Here is a 16,659-nt window from a genome sequence, read left to right on the forward strand (position 1 = left end):
TGAATCGGACTTGGATCGTATTGCCTCCTCAAGTCCACAACTCACTTTTTTGAACTTAATCGTATCAGCTCAACTGATCAGGTGCGGGAGCATGTTGGCAGAATCTTTAAAACAGCTGGAAAAGGCGTGGGATCAAAACCCTGGCAATCACCTTCGCGGAACGCCGATTCCGGCAGCCAAGCCGGCCAGGCTTTCTTCGGCAGCAACTTCGCGCATCCAATCTCTCAGCAACTCCGCCGCTGGCGACAATGCCCGATGGTCGTTCCGCGTCACACGAATTCTCTTTTAACTAGCGCGAAGAAAGGAATGTGCCGCATAACCTGATGTCATCGGTCGAGACGGCGATTCGACGGTCTGTTTCAAGGAATGATGTCAGCACCCCAGATCATGTCCCAGGGAGTGGTGTAGGTGTCACCGCGTTCTCCGGCATGGGCCGGGATGATCAGCGCGCCACGGCTGGCAGGCTGATGAGCGGATCATCGCTCATTTGGCTGATGGTTTCCAGCGTCATGTATCGGGCGCGTTGGACAGCCCATTCGTCGTTCTGCTCGAGCAGGTTCGCGCCGACGAGGCGGACGATGGCGTCATCATTGGGGAAGATGCCGACGACCTCGGTCCTGCGCTTGATTTCGCCGGTGAGGCGCTCGATCGGATTGGTGCCGTGCAGTTTGGCGCGGTGCTCCTTCGGGAAGGTCATGTAGGCGAGAACGTCTTCTTCGGCATCATCCATAATGGCGGCGAGCTTGGGGACCTTCGGCCGGATCTGGTCGGCGACGGCGCGCCATTGGGCGCTTGCGGCTTCCGGCGTCTCCTGGGCGAAGGCGGTGGCGATGAAGGCAGAGACGACACGCCGACCGCTCTTGCCGGCGTGGGCGAGAACGTTGCGCATGAAGTGGACCCGGCAGCGCCGCCAGGTTGCGTTGAGCACCTTGGTGACGGCGGCCTTCAGGCCTTCGTGGGCGTCGGAGACGACCAGCTTGACGCCTCTGAGGCCACGGCGAGTTAGCTTGCGTAGGAACTCGGTCCAGACCGGCTCGGCCTCGGAGGTGCCGACCTCCATGCCCAGCACCTCGCGGCGACCGTCGGTGTTGACACCGGCGGCGATGATGACGGCGACGGAGACGATGCGGCCGCCGCGGCGGACCTCAGGTAAGTGGCATCGATCCACAGATACGGCCAGTCGCCCTCGATCGGCCGATCGAGGAAGGCCTTGACCTTGCCGTCGATCTCCTCGCACAGGCGGCTCACCTGGCTCTTGGAGATGCCGCTCATGCCCATCGCCTTGACCAGATCGTCGACCGAGCGGGTCGAGATTCCCTGCACATAGGCTTCCTGGATGACCGCCATCAGCGCCTTCTCGGCCATTCGCCGCGGCTCCAGGAAGCCCGGAAAGTAAGAGCCTTTCCTGAGCTTCGGAATGCGCAGCTCGACGGTTCCGGCGCGCGTCTCCCAACCCCGCTCGCGGTAGCCGTTGCGCTGGACCGTCCGCAGCGGGTTCTTCTCGCCATAGCCGGCACCGGTGGCGGCGCCCACCTCCAGCTCCATCAGCCGCTCGGTGGCAAAACCGATCATCTCGCGCAAAAGATCGGCGTCGGGGGACTTCTCCACGAGCGCACGCAGGTTCATCATGTCGTCGGTCATCGGTGGTTCCTTCGAATCAGGTTGGTGTCAGCAACCCGACCCTACCGAAGAACATCGATGACCACCGCTTCGCCGCCCGCTCTCTACGGCGCTGTGGAGGGCGCGCTCGCGAGCGGCTTCGCTACCGCCGAGCTACACCACCTGTAGGGACACGACCCAATGAACGATGAACTCGACCCCAAATCTTAATTTTGGCAATGTGACTGTCACGCCTTGATGGGAACTTGGGCCCCTTCATTTCGACGACCGGCGCAGTTGAAAGGATCAGAGCCAACGAGCCTGTCATAGAAAAATTCCCTCTGTGCGAGCTTCCTAAGCGAGCGAAGGACGGTGGTCGTCGAACGAGTTTTTCAGCAGCTTATTGAAGTGCGACTTGGGAAGCTGCTGACATCAATTCTTCGGGACTCGGCGCCCGGCATAGATTTTGGCCTCCCTCTTCGGCTTCTGTGAAACTCCAGCGCACAGTGCCTTCCCGATCCAGCAGGAACTCGCCGATAAGCGGCATGTGACCGGCGATCATAATCTGCTGGTCGGCCGCCGTCATTTCATACGGGTCCTTTTTCTCAAGAAAGTCGCCCGCCGCAGCCGGGTTCATCGGCACGGGCAACTCCCCAGGCAAATCGATCCGCATTGTCATGACCGCGTCCATTCCGAGCTTGTTCGGCCATTCGGTTTCATTCTCCGTGAGCTCGATGATGGGTAAACCGAAGGCGCGATGCGAAGCCCCGTCCGGGTCGGATGCGCTAATCAGATTGGGTAGTGGATGGTAACGGAAGTAGAGCCGCGCCCGTTCGACAGGCGTCTTGACGACGGCGAGACATTCGATGCCTTTCTCCTTCAGGGCAAGGTTGAGTTGCGCCATCGCCGAGACATGACGCCGGCAGAACGGACAGTGTAGGCCTCGAAATAAACCGATCAGTAACGGGCTACGGCCTCGAAAATCATCGAGCGCGATCTTGCCTTCGCGCGAGATCGCATCGAGTACAACATTCGGTGCACGGTCGCCCGGCTGCAGCGGGCGGTCGACACTATTCGTGGACATGAACAACCTCCTCCCGATCAGTCAAAAAGCAGCACACCAGCGCTTCGGGGTCGAGCCCGTGCTGGGCGCAAACTCCCTGCATATTGCAGACGTCGACCTTGAGCTTTGCAGGCCCATCATAGCATGGAAAAAGCATCTGCGGGCGAACATTCAGGCTGGTCAGCAATCAGCGGCGCACCTATGTCCTCCGAGAGATTTTGGATCGTCCATGATAAGTTTGTCGAAAGCGATATCACTTCCAACACTGAGCGTGATTTTCTCAACGGCCCGCGCCATGTCGTTTCTCCGTGAGGGCCGGCCGGCGCTCTCTCCAACCTCGGAGCTCGTCGGAAAATTCCCTTCCCTCCCGTCTAAGTGGGCGACCGTCGGCCGCAAGGAATAACGCGATCTTGATCGCAGGCGACGGTTTCCCCGTCGCAGCATCGACCTATGTGCTTGGCAATCACACTGAAGGCGCTGGCTGTAAGCGAGTGAAGGGGGGGTGAGAGATGCTCCGGATTCGGAAATTGCCCGCAGCGATGGCAATGCTCATCGCCATTGCCACGTCGGCGTCGTCCTGCACGACGAGCTCTACCGACCAGGCGCAGACCGGTTCGATTGGATACTCCAGCGCTGACTTCGCACTCAGGCCGGCTTGTCGCGACGGATTCGGCAACGATCGTCCTTGCAGCTATTAGCGATAGAAGACGCAGCGAGGATGATCGGCGTCCCCGTTGCGGTTCTCGAAAGCCGGAGCTCTTCGTTACAACGACTATTGGAAAATCGTTACGAACGCCGATAACGTGTGTTACACAGCCGAAATGTTGCTCTAGGAAAGACCGTCATGCGGTATCTTCGATCAGGGCCGCGTCGGCTTCACACTCAGGAGATGGGCGCCGCGCGCGCCAAAACGGTGGGCCTGAGGTCGGGTGAAATTGCGGATCGGAATATCCGCGTCACCCTGGAAGCCATCCGCCGGCACGGGCCGCTGACGCGCACCGAGCTTGGACGCCACAGCGGGCTAACCGGGCCGGGCATCACCAATATCTTGCGGCGGCTCGCCGACGAGAAGCTCGTGACGTCGAACCGTCGCAACGGGCTCGGCGGTGGGGCGACGGCGACGGAATTTGCGCTGCGGCCGGAGGGCGCGTTTTCGATCGGCGTCAAGCTTCGCCGGACGCGCGGCGAGATCGTGCTGATCGATCTCAGCGGCCAGGTGCATGACCGGGTCTATTTCGACGTGGAGCCGGAAGACGGGCTCGGCGCGGTCCATGCGGCAGTCAGGGACATGGTCGATCGGCATGCGACATTGCCGATCGTCGGGCTCGGGATCGCCGCCAACGATTGGAGCGACGCGTGGAGCGAACAGCTTTCCGCCATGTCGACGATCGCACGGCCCTGTGTCGAAAACGAATGCACAGCGAGCCTGCTTGCCGAGCGCACGATCGGCAGCGCCATGCCTGAAGGGGGGCTTGCGATGATCATCATCGACGATGACGTTCAGGCGGGTTTCCTCATCCGAGGCATACCCTATTCCGGCGTGCACGGGCGGGCGGGCAGCATCGGCGAAATGCTGACCGGGCCTGACAATGTCCAACTCAACACGGTTGTCGGTTTCGGTTCCCTGCGCTCGCGCATCGGCGACGAGGACTTCGCGCGCCTGCTCAAGGGCGAGGAGTTCTCCTCGCCGTCGCTGTCGCAGTGGATAGGCGAGGCCGCCGGCCATCTGCTCGATCCGATCATCGCCATGGCCGGCTTCATCGCCCCGAGCATCGTCATGATCGGCGGCGACCTGCCGCAGGGCGTGATCGAAGCGCTGATCCATCAGCTTTCCGTCGAGCGGCGCGACACCTCGACCAGGCCGCTGCTGACGCCCTGGATTTCGCCGATGCGACCGGCAAGCTTCAGTGGCGGCGGCGTGGCGCTGGGTGCGGCCCTCCTGCCCTTCCTCAACACGCTGCTGCTGCCGCCGGCCTCAGCTTGAGGCCAAAGGCGCGGCGCGATTTGGCCGGGTCAAGTCAGCGCCTCGTCTGCGTGGCTGAGATCGGAGGCGAGCGCCTTATCGAGCACCTTCTGGATGTTGGCGGCGCGCCGGAAAGAGGGTTCCTGCGTCTTGCCCGCCCGCACCGCCTGGACGAAACGCTGGTAATTCGTCTCCACAGGATCGAACGGCACTTCACGCCATGTCGCCGTGTGCACGTCTTCGCCCAGGCAGGCGCGCAAGCTCGATTTGCCGGTATCGTAGATCATCTCGAGCGAGCCGGTTTCGCCATAGACCCTGAGGCGCAGCTGATCCATCTGGCCGGCGGCCGTCCGCGTCGCCTGAATCGTGCCGATCGCGCCATTGGTGAAATCGACATTCATCGTGAAGCTGTCATTGGCGTCGAGATCATATTCGCCGATCCGGTGATCAGGCGCCTTGTCGAAGGTCTTCAGCCGCGCGAAGACATGGGCAATGTCGAGGCCGGAGCCATAAGAGGCGAAATCGACGATGTGGATGCCGATGTCGCCGAGCGCGCCGTTCGAGCCGTGCTTTTTGCTCAGCCGCCAGAGCCATTTGCTTTCGCTCTTCCAATCGCCCCAGTGGCGGCCGACAAGCCAGCTTTGCAGATGCGACGCCTCGACATGGCGCACCGCGCCGATCTCGCCGGCGAGCACCATCTGCCGGCCCTTCTGCAGCGCCGGCGAATTGCGATAGGTGAGATTGACCATGCCGACCTTGCCGGCCCGCTCGATCGCCTCGGTCATTTCCATGGCCTTGACGGCGTCGGTGGCGAGCGGCTTTTCGCAGAAGACATGTTTGCCGGCAGCGATCGCCTGGAGCGTCGTCGGGTGGTGGATCCGGTCAGGGGTAACGTTCGCCACCGCATCAAATTCGCCCCAGGCGAGCGCCTCCTCGAGCGTGGTGAAACGGTTGGCTATCCCGTGTTCGGTGCAGAAGGCCGCAAGCCGCTCCGGGACGACATCGACGCCGCCGACGACGCTGACGCCTTCGATCGCCTTGAAGTGTGCGGCGTGCTGATTGGCCATGCCGCCGGTGCCGAGAATAAGTAAACGCATCTTCTCCTCCATGAATTCGGTTTCCGGCTGCCGCTGCGGCCGGGCAAAAACCAACATCATCGCGGCCGTCCGCGATCGATCAAGGCTCTTATTTGGGGAAATTGCGGTTTGGGTGCGCCGCGCGTCCGTAACGCGCGCTCGAGAAGTTAATTTGGCGCACATCCCTTCCGAAAACCGGAGCGCGCGCTAGCTGCTGTTGAATGTCGCCAGCATTTCATCCTCCCACGCTCTGGCTTGACATCAAATCAAAGTAACTTAATCTAATTAATGCAGCACGGAAATGAGGAGAGGTCAACCGACCGCCAGGCTGTATTCGTTCAAATGGGGAGGAGACCCATCATGAAGAGCGCAACCGTCAGCGCATTGGCGCTGAGCACTGTCTTATTTTCAGCATTCGCGATTTTTGCCCAGGAACTTGCCACCAAAGACCGGATCGGCACCGCCGATGCGCCGAAGACCCTCGTCGTCCGCCTGACGAACGACAGCCCGAACAACTCCGATCCCGCCATCGCCGAGGGCTACCAGAAGCTGTTCGTCGATTTCATCAAGAAGCATCCGGACTGGAAATTGCAGATGCAATTCATGTCCTCCGACATCGGCACCGAGCAGGCCAAGATGCTGGAGCAGGCCAAGGCCGGCAATGCGCCGGACTGCGCCGCCGTCGACTCCTTCGTGCTGTCACAGTTCATGGTCAATCACGTGCTGGCGGATTTTACGCCCTACTTCTCCAAGGAAGAAGTCGCCGACCTTTTCCCCTTCATCCGCGCCGGCATCACCGACAAGGACCAGACGGTGCGCGCCTGGTGGTGGGATACGGACCTTCGCGTGCTCTACCGCAACAAGTCGATTGTTGCCGATGCGCCTGAGACCTGGGACGACCTGAAGAAGGCGGCGCTGGCCTCCACCAAGGAAGGCATGGAAGGCGTGCTCTTCAACGGCGGGCGCTGGGAAGGCACGACCTTCGACTGGCTCGCCAACTATTGGGCGCTCGGCGGCAAGCTCGTCGACGATTCTGGCAAACCCATCTTCGGCGAAGGCGAGAACAAGGAGAAATTCCTGAAGGCGCTGAACTACTTCAAGGATCTCGTCGATTCCGGCGCGGCCCCCAAGCGCGTCACTACCATCGCCAATTATGACGATATGAACGCGGCCGCCGCTGCGGGCACGACAGCGCTCTTCATTGGCGGCAACTGGCAATATGCTCAGCTGAAGTCGACGCTCGACGAGGACGATTTCAAAAACTGGACCTTCTCGCCGATCCCTGGCCCCACGGCCAAGGAACGCTCGACCGGCACTGGCGGCTGGACGATTGCTTCCTTCAGCAAGGACAAGGAGAAGATCGAAATGTGCGCCAATCTGGCGCGCGAGGTCTACATGGGCCCGGCAAACGCGCTGCAGCAGCAGCTGCCGACCCGCAAGTCGCTCTTCGACAAATACGAGGTCTTCTCGACGGAAGCCAACAAGACCTTCGCCAATGCGCTCGTCAACGGCCAGGCGCGCCCTGGCGTGCCGATCTATCCCGAGATCTCCAACCAGATCCAGATCATGATGGGCGACGTGCTCTCGGGAACGAAGAAACCGGAAGAAGCCCTGGATGCCGCATACAGCGCGGCGATGGAGGCTTACAAGCGCCTGTGATGCCACGGCTGAGTTAGGAATTGCGGCCTGCCCCTGGCTGCCGCCGGGGTCGAGCCACTCGTCTCGACCCGTCCTTCGGACTCCCGCTTGCGGGGCGAAGGGACAGGCCGCGATCTCTCCGTCCCTCACCAGCGCCTCGCAGGGCACGTCCCCTCTCCCCGTTTTTACGGGGAGAGGGTTAGGGTGAGGGGCAGCATCTGAGCATGACGGCGCCTGTCAGCAGGCGCCGTCGACAGTGCCAAACCCGGACAGAGAAGCCAATGAGCCCTATTGCCATGGAGGCTGACAGCCCGCCTCAAAGCAGAACGTTCATGCGCCGGTTCGCCGGTGCGCCCCTGCCCTGGATCATGCCCGTGATCATCGTCATCGGCATATTCTACCTTTATCCCGTCATCGATGTTTTTCGACTTTCCTTCACCAATGCGACGCTGATCGGCGAAAACCAGCAATATACGTTTGGCTCGATCGCCAATGCGCTGAGCTCGCCGCAGCTGCCCGACATTCTCTGGGCGACGCTGATCTTCGTCGGCGGCAGCGTCATCGGCCAGCAGATCCTGGGCCTTGCGGTCGCGGTCACCGTCATCCGCGGCGAAAAGCGCGGGTTGTTCGGCACCACGATCCTGAGGACCACGGCGCTGGTCGCCTGGGTCGTGCCGGGCATTGCCGGCGGCATCATCTGGCAAATGCTGTTTTCCGAAGCGCCTTACGGCGCGCTGAACAGTATTCTCAGGCTGATGCACATGCCGACCGTCGCCTGGCTCTCGGACCCGGCGATGGCGCCGTGGTCGACGCTGATCTCGAACATCTGGCGCGGCACCGCCTTTTCGATGGTCGTCATGTATGCGGCGCTGAAATCGATTGATCCCTCGCTCTACGAGGCAGCCGAGGTCGACGGCGCCAACGCATCGCAGCAGTTCTTCTTCGTCACGTTGCCGCAGCTGCGCGCCGCCATCCTCGTCAACATGATCCTGATCACCATCCAGACGGTCAACACCTTCGATGCGATCATCACACTGACGGGCGGCGGACCCGGGCGCGCGACCGAGGTGATCTCGCTCTACGTTTTCAATATCGTCTTCCGAAACTACGATCTCTCCGGCGGCAGCGTGCTCTCCGTGCTGATGCTGATCATCAGCCTCGGCCTCGCCTTCGTCTACGCCTCGTTCCTACCGAAGGAGGAAGAGCAATGAGCGGACGCACCGGAACCCGGCTCGGCGACGCGATGAGCTATTTCTTCATGCTGGTGATGTTCGTCTTCTTCGCCGGCCCCCTCACCTATCTCCTTTCGATGGCGCTGCGTGACAAGCGCGAGGTCTATCGCGGCGCGGCGCGCTACATTCCCGACAATCCCACCATCCAGAATTTCATCACCGTTCTCAACAACAGCTATTTTCCGATCTATCTCTGGAACGGCCTGAAGCTTGCGGCGCTGAGCGGGCTCGGCGTGCTGATCGTTGCCTTGCCCGCCGCTTACGCGTTCTCCCGCTTCCAGTTTCGCGGCAAGGGCCTGTCGATGATGGGGCTGCTGCTTTTCCAGATGATTTCGCCGCTCGTCATCATGGTGCCGCTCTATCGCTATATGAATCGCCTGGGACTGCTGGATACGCATTTCGCCGTCGTCATGGTCTATATCGCGCTCGGCGTTCCCTTGGCGACCTGGCTGTTGAAGAGCACCGTCGACGGCATTCCGCGCAGCCTCGACGAGGCCGCCATGATCGACGGCTGCAACCGCTTCTCGGTCTTCTGGCGCATCATCCTGCCCCTGTCGGCGCCGGGCATCGCCTCTGTCTTCATCATCACCGTCATTGCCGGCTGGTCGCAATTCCTGGTGCCTTTCCTGCTGCTCACCAAAAATGACCTGATGCCGATCGGCGTCGGAATCTTTAACTTCCGGGGCATGCAGACCGACTCGTCCATCCAGCTGCTTGCCGCCGCCTGCCTGATTGCGGTCGTTCCGGCGATCGTGGCCTTCCTGTCGCTCCAGCGGCTGATTCTCGGTGCGATGACCAGCGGCGCGGTGAAGGGATGAAGAGATCTGCTTCACACTTCACGCGCGAGGAAGGATTGAACGCATGAACCAGACGCTCGGTGCCAGACACTCCCCCGATCTGACGGGCGCCAATGTCGAAGATGCGGGGGCGCACAACAGGGCCGTCGTGCTGCGCTGCATCCACCGCGAGGCGCCGATTTCGCGCGCCGAAATCGCCAGGCAGACCGGCTTTACCAAACCGGCGATCGCCCGCATCGTCGACCGCCTGCTCGACGAGGGCCTGATCATGGAAGCCCGCCGTCGGCATGGGCTGCGGGGCCAGCCGGCGATCGAGCTCGAGATCAATCCGGATGCTTATTACGCGATCGGCATCAATATCGACCGCGACCATCTAACGATTCTGGCCGTCGACGCCGTCGGCAATGTGCGCGCCCGGGTGCATCACGAAAAGCGTTTCATCTTGCCGTCGGAATTCATGCAGCTGACATCAGATGCGATCTCGCATTTCCAGCGCAGCCGGCTGATCGACGATGCGCGCCTTGCCGGCATTGGGCTCGCCATGCCGGATTGGCTTGGCGAAATCTCGCTGCTCGGCAAGCCCGACGCCTATCAGGAATGGACTGATTTCGACGTGCGCACAGCACTGGAGAGCCTGACGCCGCATCCCGTCTTCACCGAAAACGAAGCCAATGCCGCCGCCCTTGCCGAGCTCAACTACGGCCTCGGCGCGGAAAGCAGCAGCTTCTTCTATATCGCCGTCAATGCCTGCCCGGGCGGCGGCCTCGTTCTCGATGGTAACGGTCATCGCGGCGCCATGGGCCTCAGCGGCGAGATTGGCTGGCTTCCGATTGCCGACGGTAGCGACGGCGAGGCGCAGAAGGTTCAGCTTCTCGGTGAGATCTTCTCGCTGTTCTTCCTCTATGATTTCCTCACCGGGCACGGGATCAAGGTGAGCGTTCCCCAGGATTTGCTGATGCTCGATGCGCGCGGCAAGCGCCTCGTTTCGCAGTGGCTGAAGGAAATGAGCGCGCATCTCGCCGTCGCCGTCAAACATATCGCCATGATCGTCGATCCCGACGCCGTGCTCGTCGGCGGCCGGCTGCCGATCCGCATCGTCGATGAACTGCTGCGTTATGTGCACGAACATCTCGACCCCGAGGATACGAACCTGCCCTCGCTGCATCGCGCCTCGATCGGCGAGGACGCCTCGGCCATGGGTGCGGCGGCCATGCCGATGGCGGCAGCCCTCATGCTCGCATCGGCAGATGTGGCGCAGCGCACGCGCTCGCCGCTGAAATTCATGGATCGCCTGAACAATTGAAACGGCCGCAGGGCCCCGGATTGATGAAGATCGGAGGATATGGTGAAGATCGGCTTCTATACCTCGACTTTCAATGACCGTCCGCTGGAGGAAGTGGTGGATTTCGCCGCATCGGCGGGGTTCGAAGCGATTGAGATCGATGTCGGCGGCCATATCAGGACACCCGACCGGGTGGCCGACGCCGTCTCGTTGGCAAGAAGCCGCGGCCTTTTCGTCTCCTCGATCACTTTTTTTGGCAATCAGCTCGATGCCGGTCGCGACAAGCGCCGCGAGCTCCGGGCAAGGACCTCAGAATTTGCCGAAGCGATCGGCGGCGCCGGCGTTCCGATCTTCGTGATCTTTCCCGGCCGCGACGATACGGCGAACGAGGAAGGCAACTACGACAACTTTGCCGACTTCGCGAACGGGCTGATCGCAGAGACGAGAGACAGCGGCCTCACCTTCGCCATCGAGAACTGGCCGGGGCCGAACGACAATTTCATCGGGACGACGCCTAGGGGATGGCAGGAGCTTTTTCGCCGGATCAAGGACCGCCGCTTCGGCCTCGAATTCGATCCCTCGCACCTCATCCGCATCGGCATCGATCCCTATCGGGCGCTGGAAGCGGTCAAGGATCGCATCGCCGTCCTGCACGCCAAGGATACGGCGATCGACGCCGAGGGCCTGCAGGCGATGGGCTATCACGCCAAGCGCTGGTGGCAATACAAGCTGCCGGGGCTCGGGCTCCTCGATTGGCCGCGCTTCCTCCGCCAGGCCAGCGGCTACGGTTTTACCGGCACGCTGTCGATCGAGCACGAGGACGCCGCCTATGGCTGGCCGGGCAAGGACCTCTCTGCGCGCAGGCAAGGCGAGCGCCTCGGCCTCGATTATCTCAAAAGTGTCTTGAACGGACTTTGACGGCGAATTCGGGAGGAGTTTCATGGCCCATGTTTCGGTCAGCAATGCGCGCAAGGATTACGGCGCGTTCAAAGCCATCAAAGGCGTGTCGGTCGATATCGGCGACGGCGAATTCGTCGTCCTGGTCGGCCCCTCCGGCTGCGGAAAATCGACGCTGCTTAGAATGATCGCCGGCCTGGAGGGCATCACCTCGGGCAAGATCCAGATCGGCAAACACATCGTCAACGAGCTCGCCCCCAAAGACCGCGACATCGCCATGGTGTTCCAGAACTATGCGCTCTATCCGCACATGACCGTGGCCAAGAACATGGGATTCTCGCTGCGGATGAAGCGCATGCCAAGATCGGAGATCGACAAGCGGGTCGGCAATGCGGCGAAGATCCTCGGGCTGGAAAACCTGCTGGAGCGTTATCCGAAACAGCTTTCCGGCGGCCAGCGGCAGCGCGTCGCCATGGGCCGGGCGATCGTGCGCGATCCGGCCGTCTTCCTGTTCGACGAGCCCCTGTCGAACCTTGACGCCAAGCTGCGGGTGCAGATGCGCTCGGAGATCAAGGAACTGCACCAGCGGCTGCAGACGACGACGATCTACGTTACCCACGACCAGATCGAGGCCATGACCATGGCCGACAAGATCGTCGTCATGAAGGACGGGCTGATCGAACAGTCCGGCTCGCCGCTCGAACTTTACGACCGGCCAAACAATCTGTTCGTCGCCGGCTTCATCGGCTCGCCGGCGATGAATTTCATCAAGGGCAGCATGAGCGAAGACGGGTTCAGGACCGTGGACGGCCTGCTGCTGCCGAGCGAACGCCGGCCGGGCGATGCGGTGACCTACGGCATTCGCCCCGAACATATCATGCTCGACCCCAACGGCATTGAAGTGACGACTGTCGTCGTCGAGCCGACCGGCTCGGAAACACTCGTCCTTGTTCGTCTCGGAGGGCAGACGCTGACCTGCGTCTTCCGCGAGCGGATCAGGGCCGCCCCAGGCGACGTGTTGAGGATCGCCCCTGGTCACGACACCGTTCACCTGTTCGGCGAAGACGAACAGCGCATCACGACAGGCGAAGCGCCACTGAGTTAAGCCCGCCGAATGACCCCTCCCCTTCGGCCGGGTGCCGCCGGGGGCGCGTTCGCCGCGCCCCCGGCCCGGATCTCCGGCCCGGCCACGCATCAACCCGCCGGCAACCAAGTGCTTGAACGAGCACCGAAAAGGTTAATATGCGTTAACCTTAAATTTCTTGGCCGGTATCGGAGAATCGCGGATAATAACGGTTACAGGGGCTTTTGATCCCGAAAATCGTTATCCAAGAGATTGCTGCCGATGAACGCTAATTCGAATGCCTTGAAGGCCGCGCCGTTGTATTTCGAGGATCAGATTCTCGAGCACGGCGACGTGATTTCGAAGAAGCTGCATCTCTTGAGCGTGCAGCGCTTTCCGCCGAACGCAAAGAAGACGCTGCGCAGCTTCTCTCTCGCCGAGGTCGCCAATTATGTCGGAGCCTCGCAGAGCACGCTGAAGAAGCTGCATCTGGAAGGCAAAGGCCCCTGCCCGCAGACCTCGCCCTCCGGGCGGCGCTCCTACAGCGCTGAGCAGATGCTGGAGCTGAGGCGTTATCTCGATGCGCATGGCCGCTCCGAGAGCCGCATGTATGTGCCCCATCGCCGCGGCCATGAGAAGTTGCAAGTCATCGCCGTCGTCAACTTCAAGGGCGGCTCGGGCAAGACGACGACATCAGCCCATCTCGCCCAGCATCTGGCACTGACCGGCCATCGCGTCCTTGCCATCGATCTCGATCCGCAGGCATCGCTCTCCTCCCTGCACGGCTTCCAGCCGGAGTTCGACCAGGCCTCCTCGCTCTATGAAGCGATCCGCTATGACGGCGAGAAGAAGCCACTATCCGAGATCATCCACAAGACCAATTTTCCCGGCCTCGATATCGTGCCGGCCAATCTCGACCTGCAGGAATATGAGTACGATACGCCGCTCGCAATGGCCGACAAATCGAGCAATGACGGCAAGACCTTCTTTACCCGCATCTCCCGCGCACTCGCCGAAGTCGACGACCGCTATGACGTCGTCGTCATCGATTGCCCGCCGCAGCTCGGCTACCTTACGCTGACGGCGCTGACAGCCGCGACCAGCGTTTTGATCACCATCCATCCGCAAATGCTCGACGTCATGTCGATGGGCCAGTTCCTTCTGATGCTTGGCGGTATCCTGAAGCCGATCCGCGCCGCCGGCGCCGAAGTGAACCTCTCCTGGTATCGCTATCTCATCACGCGCTACGAGCCGACCGATGTGCCGCAGGCCCAGATGGTCGGCTTCATGTCGACGATGTTCCACGAATTCATGCTGAAGAACCAGATGGTCAAATCCACCGCGATCTCGGACGCCGGCATCACCAAACAGACGCTCTACGAGGTCGAACGCGCCTCGATGAACCGGGGAACCTATGATCGCGCGCTGGAGGCGATGGACGCCGTCAACACGGAGATCGCCGGCCTCATTCACCAGACATGGGGGCGGTAAATTTGTCGGCTGACAAATTCACCGTTTCGTTGAACTGAATCAATGCAATGACCGCAATCGGAGGAAGCTGATGGCACGAAAGAATCTGCTGGAAGGGCTGGCCGATATGCCTGATGAAAACGCAGGCGCGCCGAACTATCCGATGCGCGGGGCAGGCCGGTCGCTCGTCCGCTCGCTGGATGAGCTTGCCAAGCAGGCGGAAAAATTCCTGGAGGGCGAGGCGGTGGTCGATCTCGACCCCGATCTCGTCGAGGCCTCCTTCGTCAAGGACCGCCTGTCCGAGGATGACGAGGACTTCCAAGCGCTCGTCGAAGCGATCCGCGCGCGCGGACAGGATACGCCCATCCTGGTGCGTCCCCACGCCAGGATCGACGGACGTTATCAGGTGGTCTTCGGCCACCGGCGGCTGCGCGCCGCCCGCGAGCTCGGCCGCAATGTCCGCGCCGTCGTCAAGGCGATCGACGACCGGACCCATGTGATCGCCCAGGGCCAGGAGAATTCGGCGCGCGCCGACCTCACCTTCATCGAGCGGGCGCTGTTCGCCAGGCGGCTCGTAGAGCTCGGCTACGACAGGGAGGTCGTCTCGACAGCACTTGCCGCCAATGCGGCTTCAGTCTCGAAGATGCTGTCGGTCATGAATCGTATCTCGCCGGAGCTTGTCCAGGCGATCGGGCCGGCGCCCGGCGTCGGCCGCGAGCGCTGGGTGGAGCTGTCACTGCTCGCCGGCAAGGCAGCGAATGCGGCAAGTATCGCCAAGGTCCTGCAAGACGACAACTTTCATCAGATATCTTCCGACAAACGTTTCGAGGCGCTCTATGCGGCGCTGAACAAAAGCGCCCGGCCGGTCAAGAAAACCGTCGCCGCGAGGAAGGTGACATGGCAGCCGCTTGATAAGGCGGTGCAGGCTGAAATGAAGAATGACGGCAAGGCGTTCTCGCTCTCGATGAAGGCTAGAAATGCCGGTCGCTTCGGAGAATTTCTCTCCGGCAGGCTGGATGCGCTCTATGAGCAATTCCTCGCCGAGGAGGGCAAACAAGGAGACTGAAACCGCAGAAGAAAAAGGCCCCCAAACGAACGAGTCGTGGAAGCCCTTCTCACATCCTTAAGCAAGACAGAGAATCGCATTTTCACGAATCCCAGTCAAGAGTCCTGGAGCGTCCAGCGTCTTTTTCAGACGCACAATGACGTTGTAGCACTCTCAACCCTCGCATCGTTTCGGTGAGCGGATTTCTTTTGCCTGATGAGAGGTGAAGGAAATGGAGAGTGATTATGTGACGACGCCCTTCGGGCGGCGGCCGATGACGCTTGCCATGCTGCTGAAACAGCGGCGAGGCGAGGCGATCGCGGCCGGAACGACGCGCAACAAATGGAAACTGTTCCGATCGGTCTGCGAGGCGCGGGCAGGGCTCGACGTGACCGATCGGGCACTGACGGTGCTCGATGCGCTGCTGACATTTTATCCCGAGGACGAACTGTCCAGCGAAAAAGGACTGGTAGTCTTTCCCTCGAACGCGCAGCTTTCGCTCAGAGCCCGCGGCATGGCCGCCGCGACCTTGCGCCGGCATCTTGCCGTGCTGGTTGAAGCCGGCCTCATCGCCCGCAAGGACAGCCCGAACGGCAAGCGTTATGTACGCCGCGGCAGGGAAGGCGGGATCGACGAGGCCTACGGCTTCAGCCTCGCACCGCTTCTTGCCCGCGCCGGCGAAATCGAGACGATGGCGGCGCGGATCGCCGCCGACCGGCAGATGCTGCGCGGTCTGAAGGAGCGACTGACGATCTGCCGGCGCGACATCGCCAAGCTGATTTCGGCAGCCGTCGAGGAAGCGGTTCCAGGCGATTGGGCATGCTTGTCATCGATGTTCCAGGCGATCCTGCAGCGCATTCCGAAGGCTGCAAATCTCGAAAACCTCGCGCCGATCCTCGAAGAACTGGAGGCAACACGTGAAAATATCGTCAACCTTTTGGAAATGCATGAGAAAATGCAGATGCCGAGCGCCAGTGAATCCCAGATTGAGCGCCACATACAGAATTCGAACCCTGAATCCATATCTGAATTTGAACCGGGCCTGGAAACCGGGCAGGGGGCGAGGCCGGAGATGCAGGCCGACCGAAGTCATCGATCGAAAACGACGCCGGACGATAAGAGGCTACAAGCGCAAGCGAATGGCGGGGAGGGACCGCGCTTTGCCGGCCGACCGAGGGCCGAAAAACCGAAATCCTTCCCGCTCACCATGGTTCTCCAGGCCTGCCCCGACATTTCCGATTATGGTCCGGGCGGCGCGATCGGCAGTAGGCGGGACCTGATGACGGCGGCGGTGGTCGTGCACCGGATGCTCGGCGTCAGCCCCTCGGCCTATGAGCAGGCGTGCTCGGTGATGGGACCGGAAAACACCGCCACCGTCATCGCCTGCATCCTGCAGAGGGGAGGATGCATCCATTCCCCCGGCGGCTATCTCCGGGATCTCACGCGGCGCGCCGAGCGAGGTGAGTTTGCGCTAGGCCCGATGCTGATGGCGATCCTGCGCGCAAAAGATCCATCTGTCGCCAAGCTCAGCTGA

Annotated in this window: 14 protein-coding genes and 1 pseudogene; 12 read left to right on the plus strand and 3 right to left on the minus strand. The window is 61.4% G+C overall.

The features are described 5' to 3' along the window. Positions 1-91 precede the first annotated feature (91 nt). On the plus strand, positions 92-289 hold the full coding sequence (locus AMK00_RS32360) for a hypothetical protein (protein WP_123876270.1): 198 nt from the start codon (positions 92-94) through the stop codon (positions 287-289). Positions 290-442: 153 nt separating this feature from the next. Here AMK00_RS32360 and AMK00_RS30380 read toward each other — a convergent pair. Then, positions 443-1,641, minus strand: a pseudogene (locus AMK00_RS30380) (IS256 family transposase). A gap of 358 nt (positions 1,642-1,999) precedes the next feature. Next, on the minus strand, positions 2,000-2,683 hold the full coding sequence (locus tag AMK00_RS30385; protein ID WP_064813131.1) for a peroxiredoxin-like family protein: 684 nt from the start codon (positions 2,681-2,683) through the stop codon (positions 2,000-2,002). Positions 2,684-3,171: 488 nt separating this feature from the next. On the opposite strand from AMK00_RS30385, the gene AMK00_RS33405 reads away from it, so the two are divergent. Further along, positions 3,172-3,360: a hypothetical protein gene (locus AMK00_RS33405; protein WP_082240411.1), complete on the plus strand. Its 189-nt coding sequence runs from the start codon at positions 3,172-3,174 to the stop codon at positions 3,358-3,360. Between the two features lie 146 nt (positions 3,361-3,506). Continuing rightward, positions 3,507-4,646, plus strand: a complete 1,140-nt coding sequence (locus tag AMK00_RS30395; RefSeq protein ID WP_064813135.1) for an ROK family transcriptional regulator — start codon at positions 3,507-3,509, stop codon at positions 4,644-4,646. 29 nt (positions 4,647-4,675) lie between these two features. On the opposite strand, the gene AMK00_RS30400 is transcribed toward AMK00_RS30395, so the two are convergent. Continuing rightward, positions 4,676-5,722 (minus strand): Gfo/Idh/MocA family protein, encoded by a 1,047-nt coding sequence (locus AMK00_RS30400; RefSeq protein ID WP_064813255.1) that lies wholly within the window; start codon positions 5,720-5,722, stop codon positions 4,676-4,678. A gap of 339 nt (positions 5,723-6,061) precedes the next feature. On the opposite strand from AMK00_RS30400, the gene AMK00_RS30405 reads away from it, so the two are divergent. The 9 genes from AMK00_RS30405 (at position 6,062) to repC (ending at position 16,659) form a co-directional block, all read left to right on the plus strand. Further along, positions 6,062-7,360, plus strand: coding sequence for an extracellular solute-binding protein (locus AMK00_RS30405; protein ID WP_064813137.1), 1,299 nt, complete (start codon positions 6,062-6,064; stop codon positions 7,358-7,360). A gap of 260 nt (positions 7,361-7,620) precedes the next feature. Next, positions 7,621-8,550 carry a carbohydrate ABC transporter permease gene (locus AMK00_RS30410; protein WP_064813139.1) on the plus strand — a complete coding sequence of 310 codons (930 nt, stop codon included), beginning with the start codon at positions 7,621-7,623 and terminating at the stop codon, positions 8,548-8,550. Continuing rightward, positions 8,547-9,389, plus strand: a complete 843-nt coding sequence (locus AMK00_RS30415) for a carbohydrate ABC transporter permease (RefSeq protein ID WP_064807917.1) — start codon at positions 8,547-8,549, stop codon at positions 9,387-9,389. The genes AMK00_RS30410 and AMK00_RS30415 overlap by 4 nt, the downstream gene beginning before the upstream one ends. A gap of 43 nt (positions 9,390-9,432) precedes the next feature. Beyond that, on the plus strand, positions 9,433-10,671 hold the full coding sequence (locus AMK00_RS30420; RefSeq protein ID WP_064813141.1) for an ROK family transcriptional regulator: 1,239 nt from the start codon (positions 9,433-9,435) through the stop codon (positions 10,669-10,671). 42 nt (positions 10,672-10,713) lie between these two features. Next, positions 10,714-11,568, plus strand: coding sequence for a sugar phosphate isomerase/epimerase family protein (locus AMK00_RS30425; RefSeq protein ID WP_064813257.1), 855 nt, complete (start codon positions 10,714-10,716; stop codon positions 11,566-11,568). Positions 11,569-11,590: 22 nt separating this feature from the next. Continuing rightward, the gene (locus AMK00_RS30430; protein WP_064813143.1) at positions 11,591-12,652 is read left to right on the plus strand and encodes an ABC transporter ATP-binding protein; all 1,062 of its coding nucleotides are present in this window, start codon (positions 11,591-11,593) and stop codon (positions 12,650-12,652) included. Between the two features lie 240 nt (positions 12,653-12,892). Next, positions 12,893-14,101 (plus strand): plasmid partitioning protein RepA, encoded by a 1,209-nt coding sequence (gene repA, locus AMK00_RS30435; protein WP_064813145.1) that lies wholly within the window; start codon positions 12,893-12,895, stop codon positions 14,099-14,101. Positions 14,102-14,171: 70 nt separating this feature from the next. After that, a complete protein-coding gene (repB, locus tag AMK00_RS30440) occupies positions 14,172-15,146 on the plus strand; it encodes a plasmid partitioning protein RepB (RefSeq protein WP_064813147.1) in 975 nt (324 codons plus the stop codon). Between the two features lie 211 nt (positions 15,147-15,357). Then, a complete protein-coding gene (gene repC / locus AMK00_RS30445) occupies positions 15,358-16,659 on the plus strand; it encodes a plasmid replication protein RepC (protein WP_064813149.1) in 1,302 nt (433 codons plus the stop codon).

This window comes from Rhizobium sp. N621, from assembly GCF_001664325.1.
Classification (GTDB): domain Bacteria; phylum Pseudomonadota; class Alphaproteobacteria; order Rhizobiales; family Rhizobiaceae; genus Rhizobium; species Rhizobium esperanzae.

Coding starts and splice junctions, on each gene's coding strand:
- AMK00_RS32360 (WP_123876270.1), top strand. CDS start 92: ATGTTGGCAGAATCTTTAAAACAGCTGGAAAAGGCGTGGGATCAAAAC.
- AMK00_RS30385 (WP_064813131.1), bottom strand. CDS start 2,683: ATGTCCACGAATAGTGTCGACCGCCCGCTGCAGCCGGGCGACCGTGCA.
- AMK00_RS33405 (WP_082240411.1), top strand. CDS start 3,172: ATGCTCCGGATTCGGAAATTGCCCGCAGCGATGGCAATGCTCATCGCC.
- AMK00_RS30395 (WP_064813135.1), top strand. CDS start 3,507: ATGCGGTATCTTCGATCAGGGCCGCGTCGGCTTCACACTCAGGAGATG.
- AMK00_RS30400 (WP_064813255.1), bottom strand. CDS start 5,722: ATGCGTTTACTTATTCTCGGCACCGGCGGCATGGCCAATCAGCACGCC.
- AMK00_RS30405 (WP_064813137.1), top strand. CDS start 6,062: ATGAAGAGCGCAACCGTCAGCGCATTGGCGCTGAGCACTGTCTTATTT.
- AMK00_RS30410 (WP_064813139.1), top strand. CDS start 7,621: ATGAGCCCTATTGCCATGGAGGCTGACAGCCCGCCTCAAAGCAGAACG.
- AMK00_RS30415 (WP_064807917.1), top strand. CDS start 8,547: ATGAGCGGACGCACCGGAACCCGGCTCGGCGACGCGATGAGCTATTTC.
- AMK00_RS30420 (WP_064813141.1), top strand. CDS start 9,433: ATGAACCAGACGCTCGGTGCCAGACACTCCCCCGATCTGACGGGCGCC.
- AMK00_RS30430 (WP_064813143.1), top strand. CDS start 11,591: ATGGCCCATGTTTCGGTCAGCAATGCGCGCAAGGATTACGGCGCGTTC.
- repA (WP_064813145.1), top strand. CDS start 12,893: ATGAACGCTAATTCGAATGCCTTGAAGGCCGCGCCGTTGTATTTCGAG.
- repB (WP_064813147.1), top strand. CDS start 14,172: ATGGCACGAAAGAATCTGCTGGAAGGGCTGGCCGATATGCCTGATGAA.
- repC (WP_064813149.1), top strand. CDS start 15,358: ATGGAGAGTGATTATGTGACGACGCCCTTCGGGCGGCGGCCGATGACG.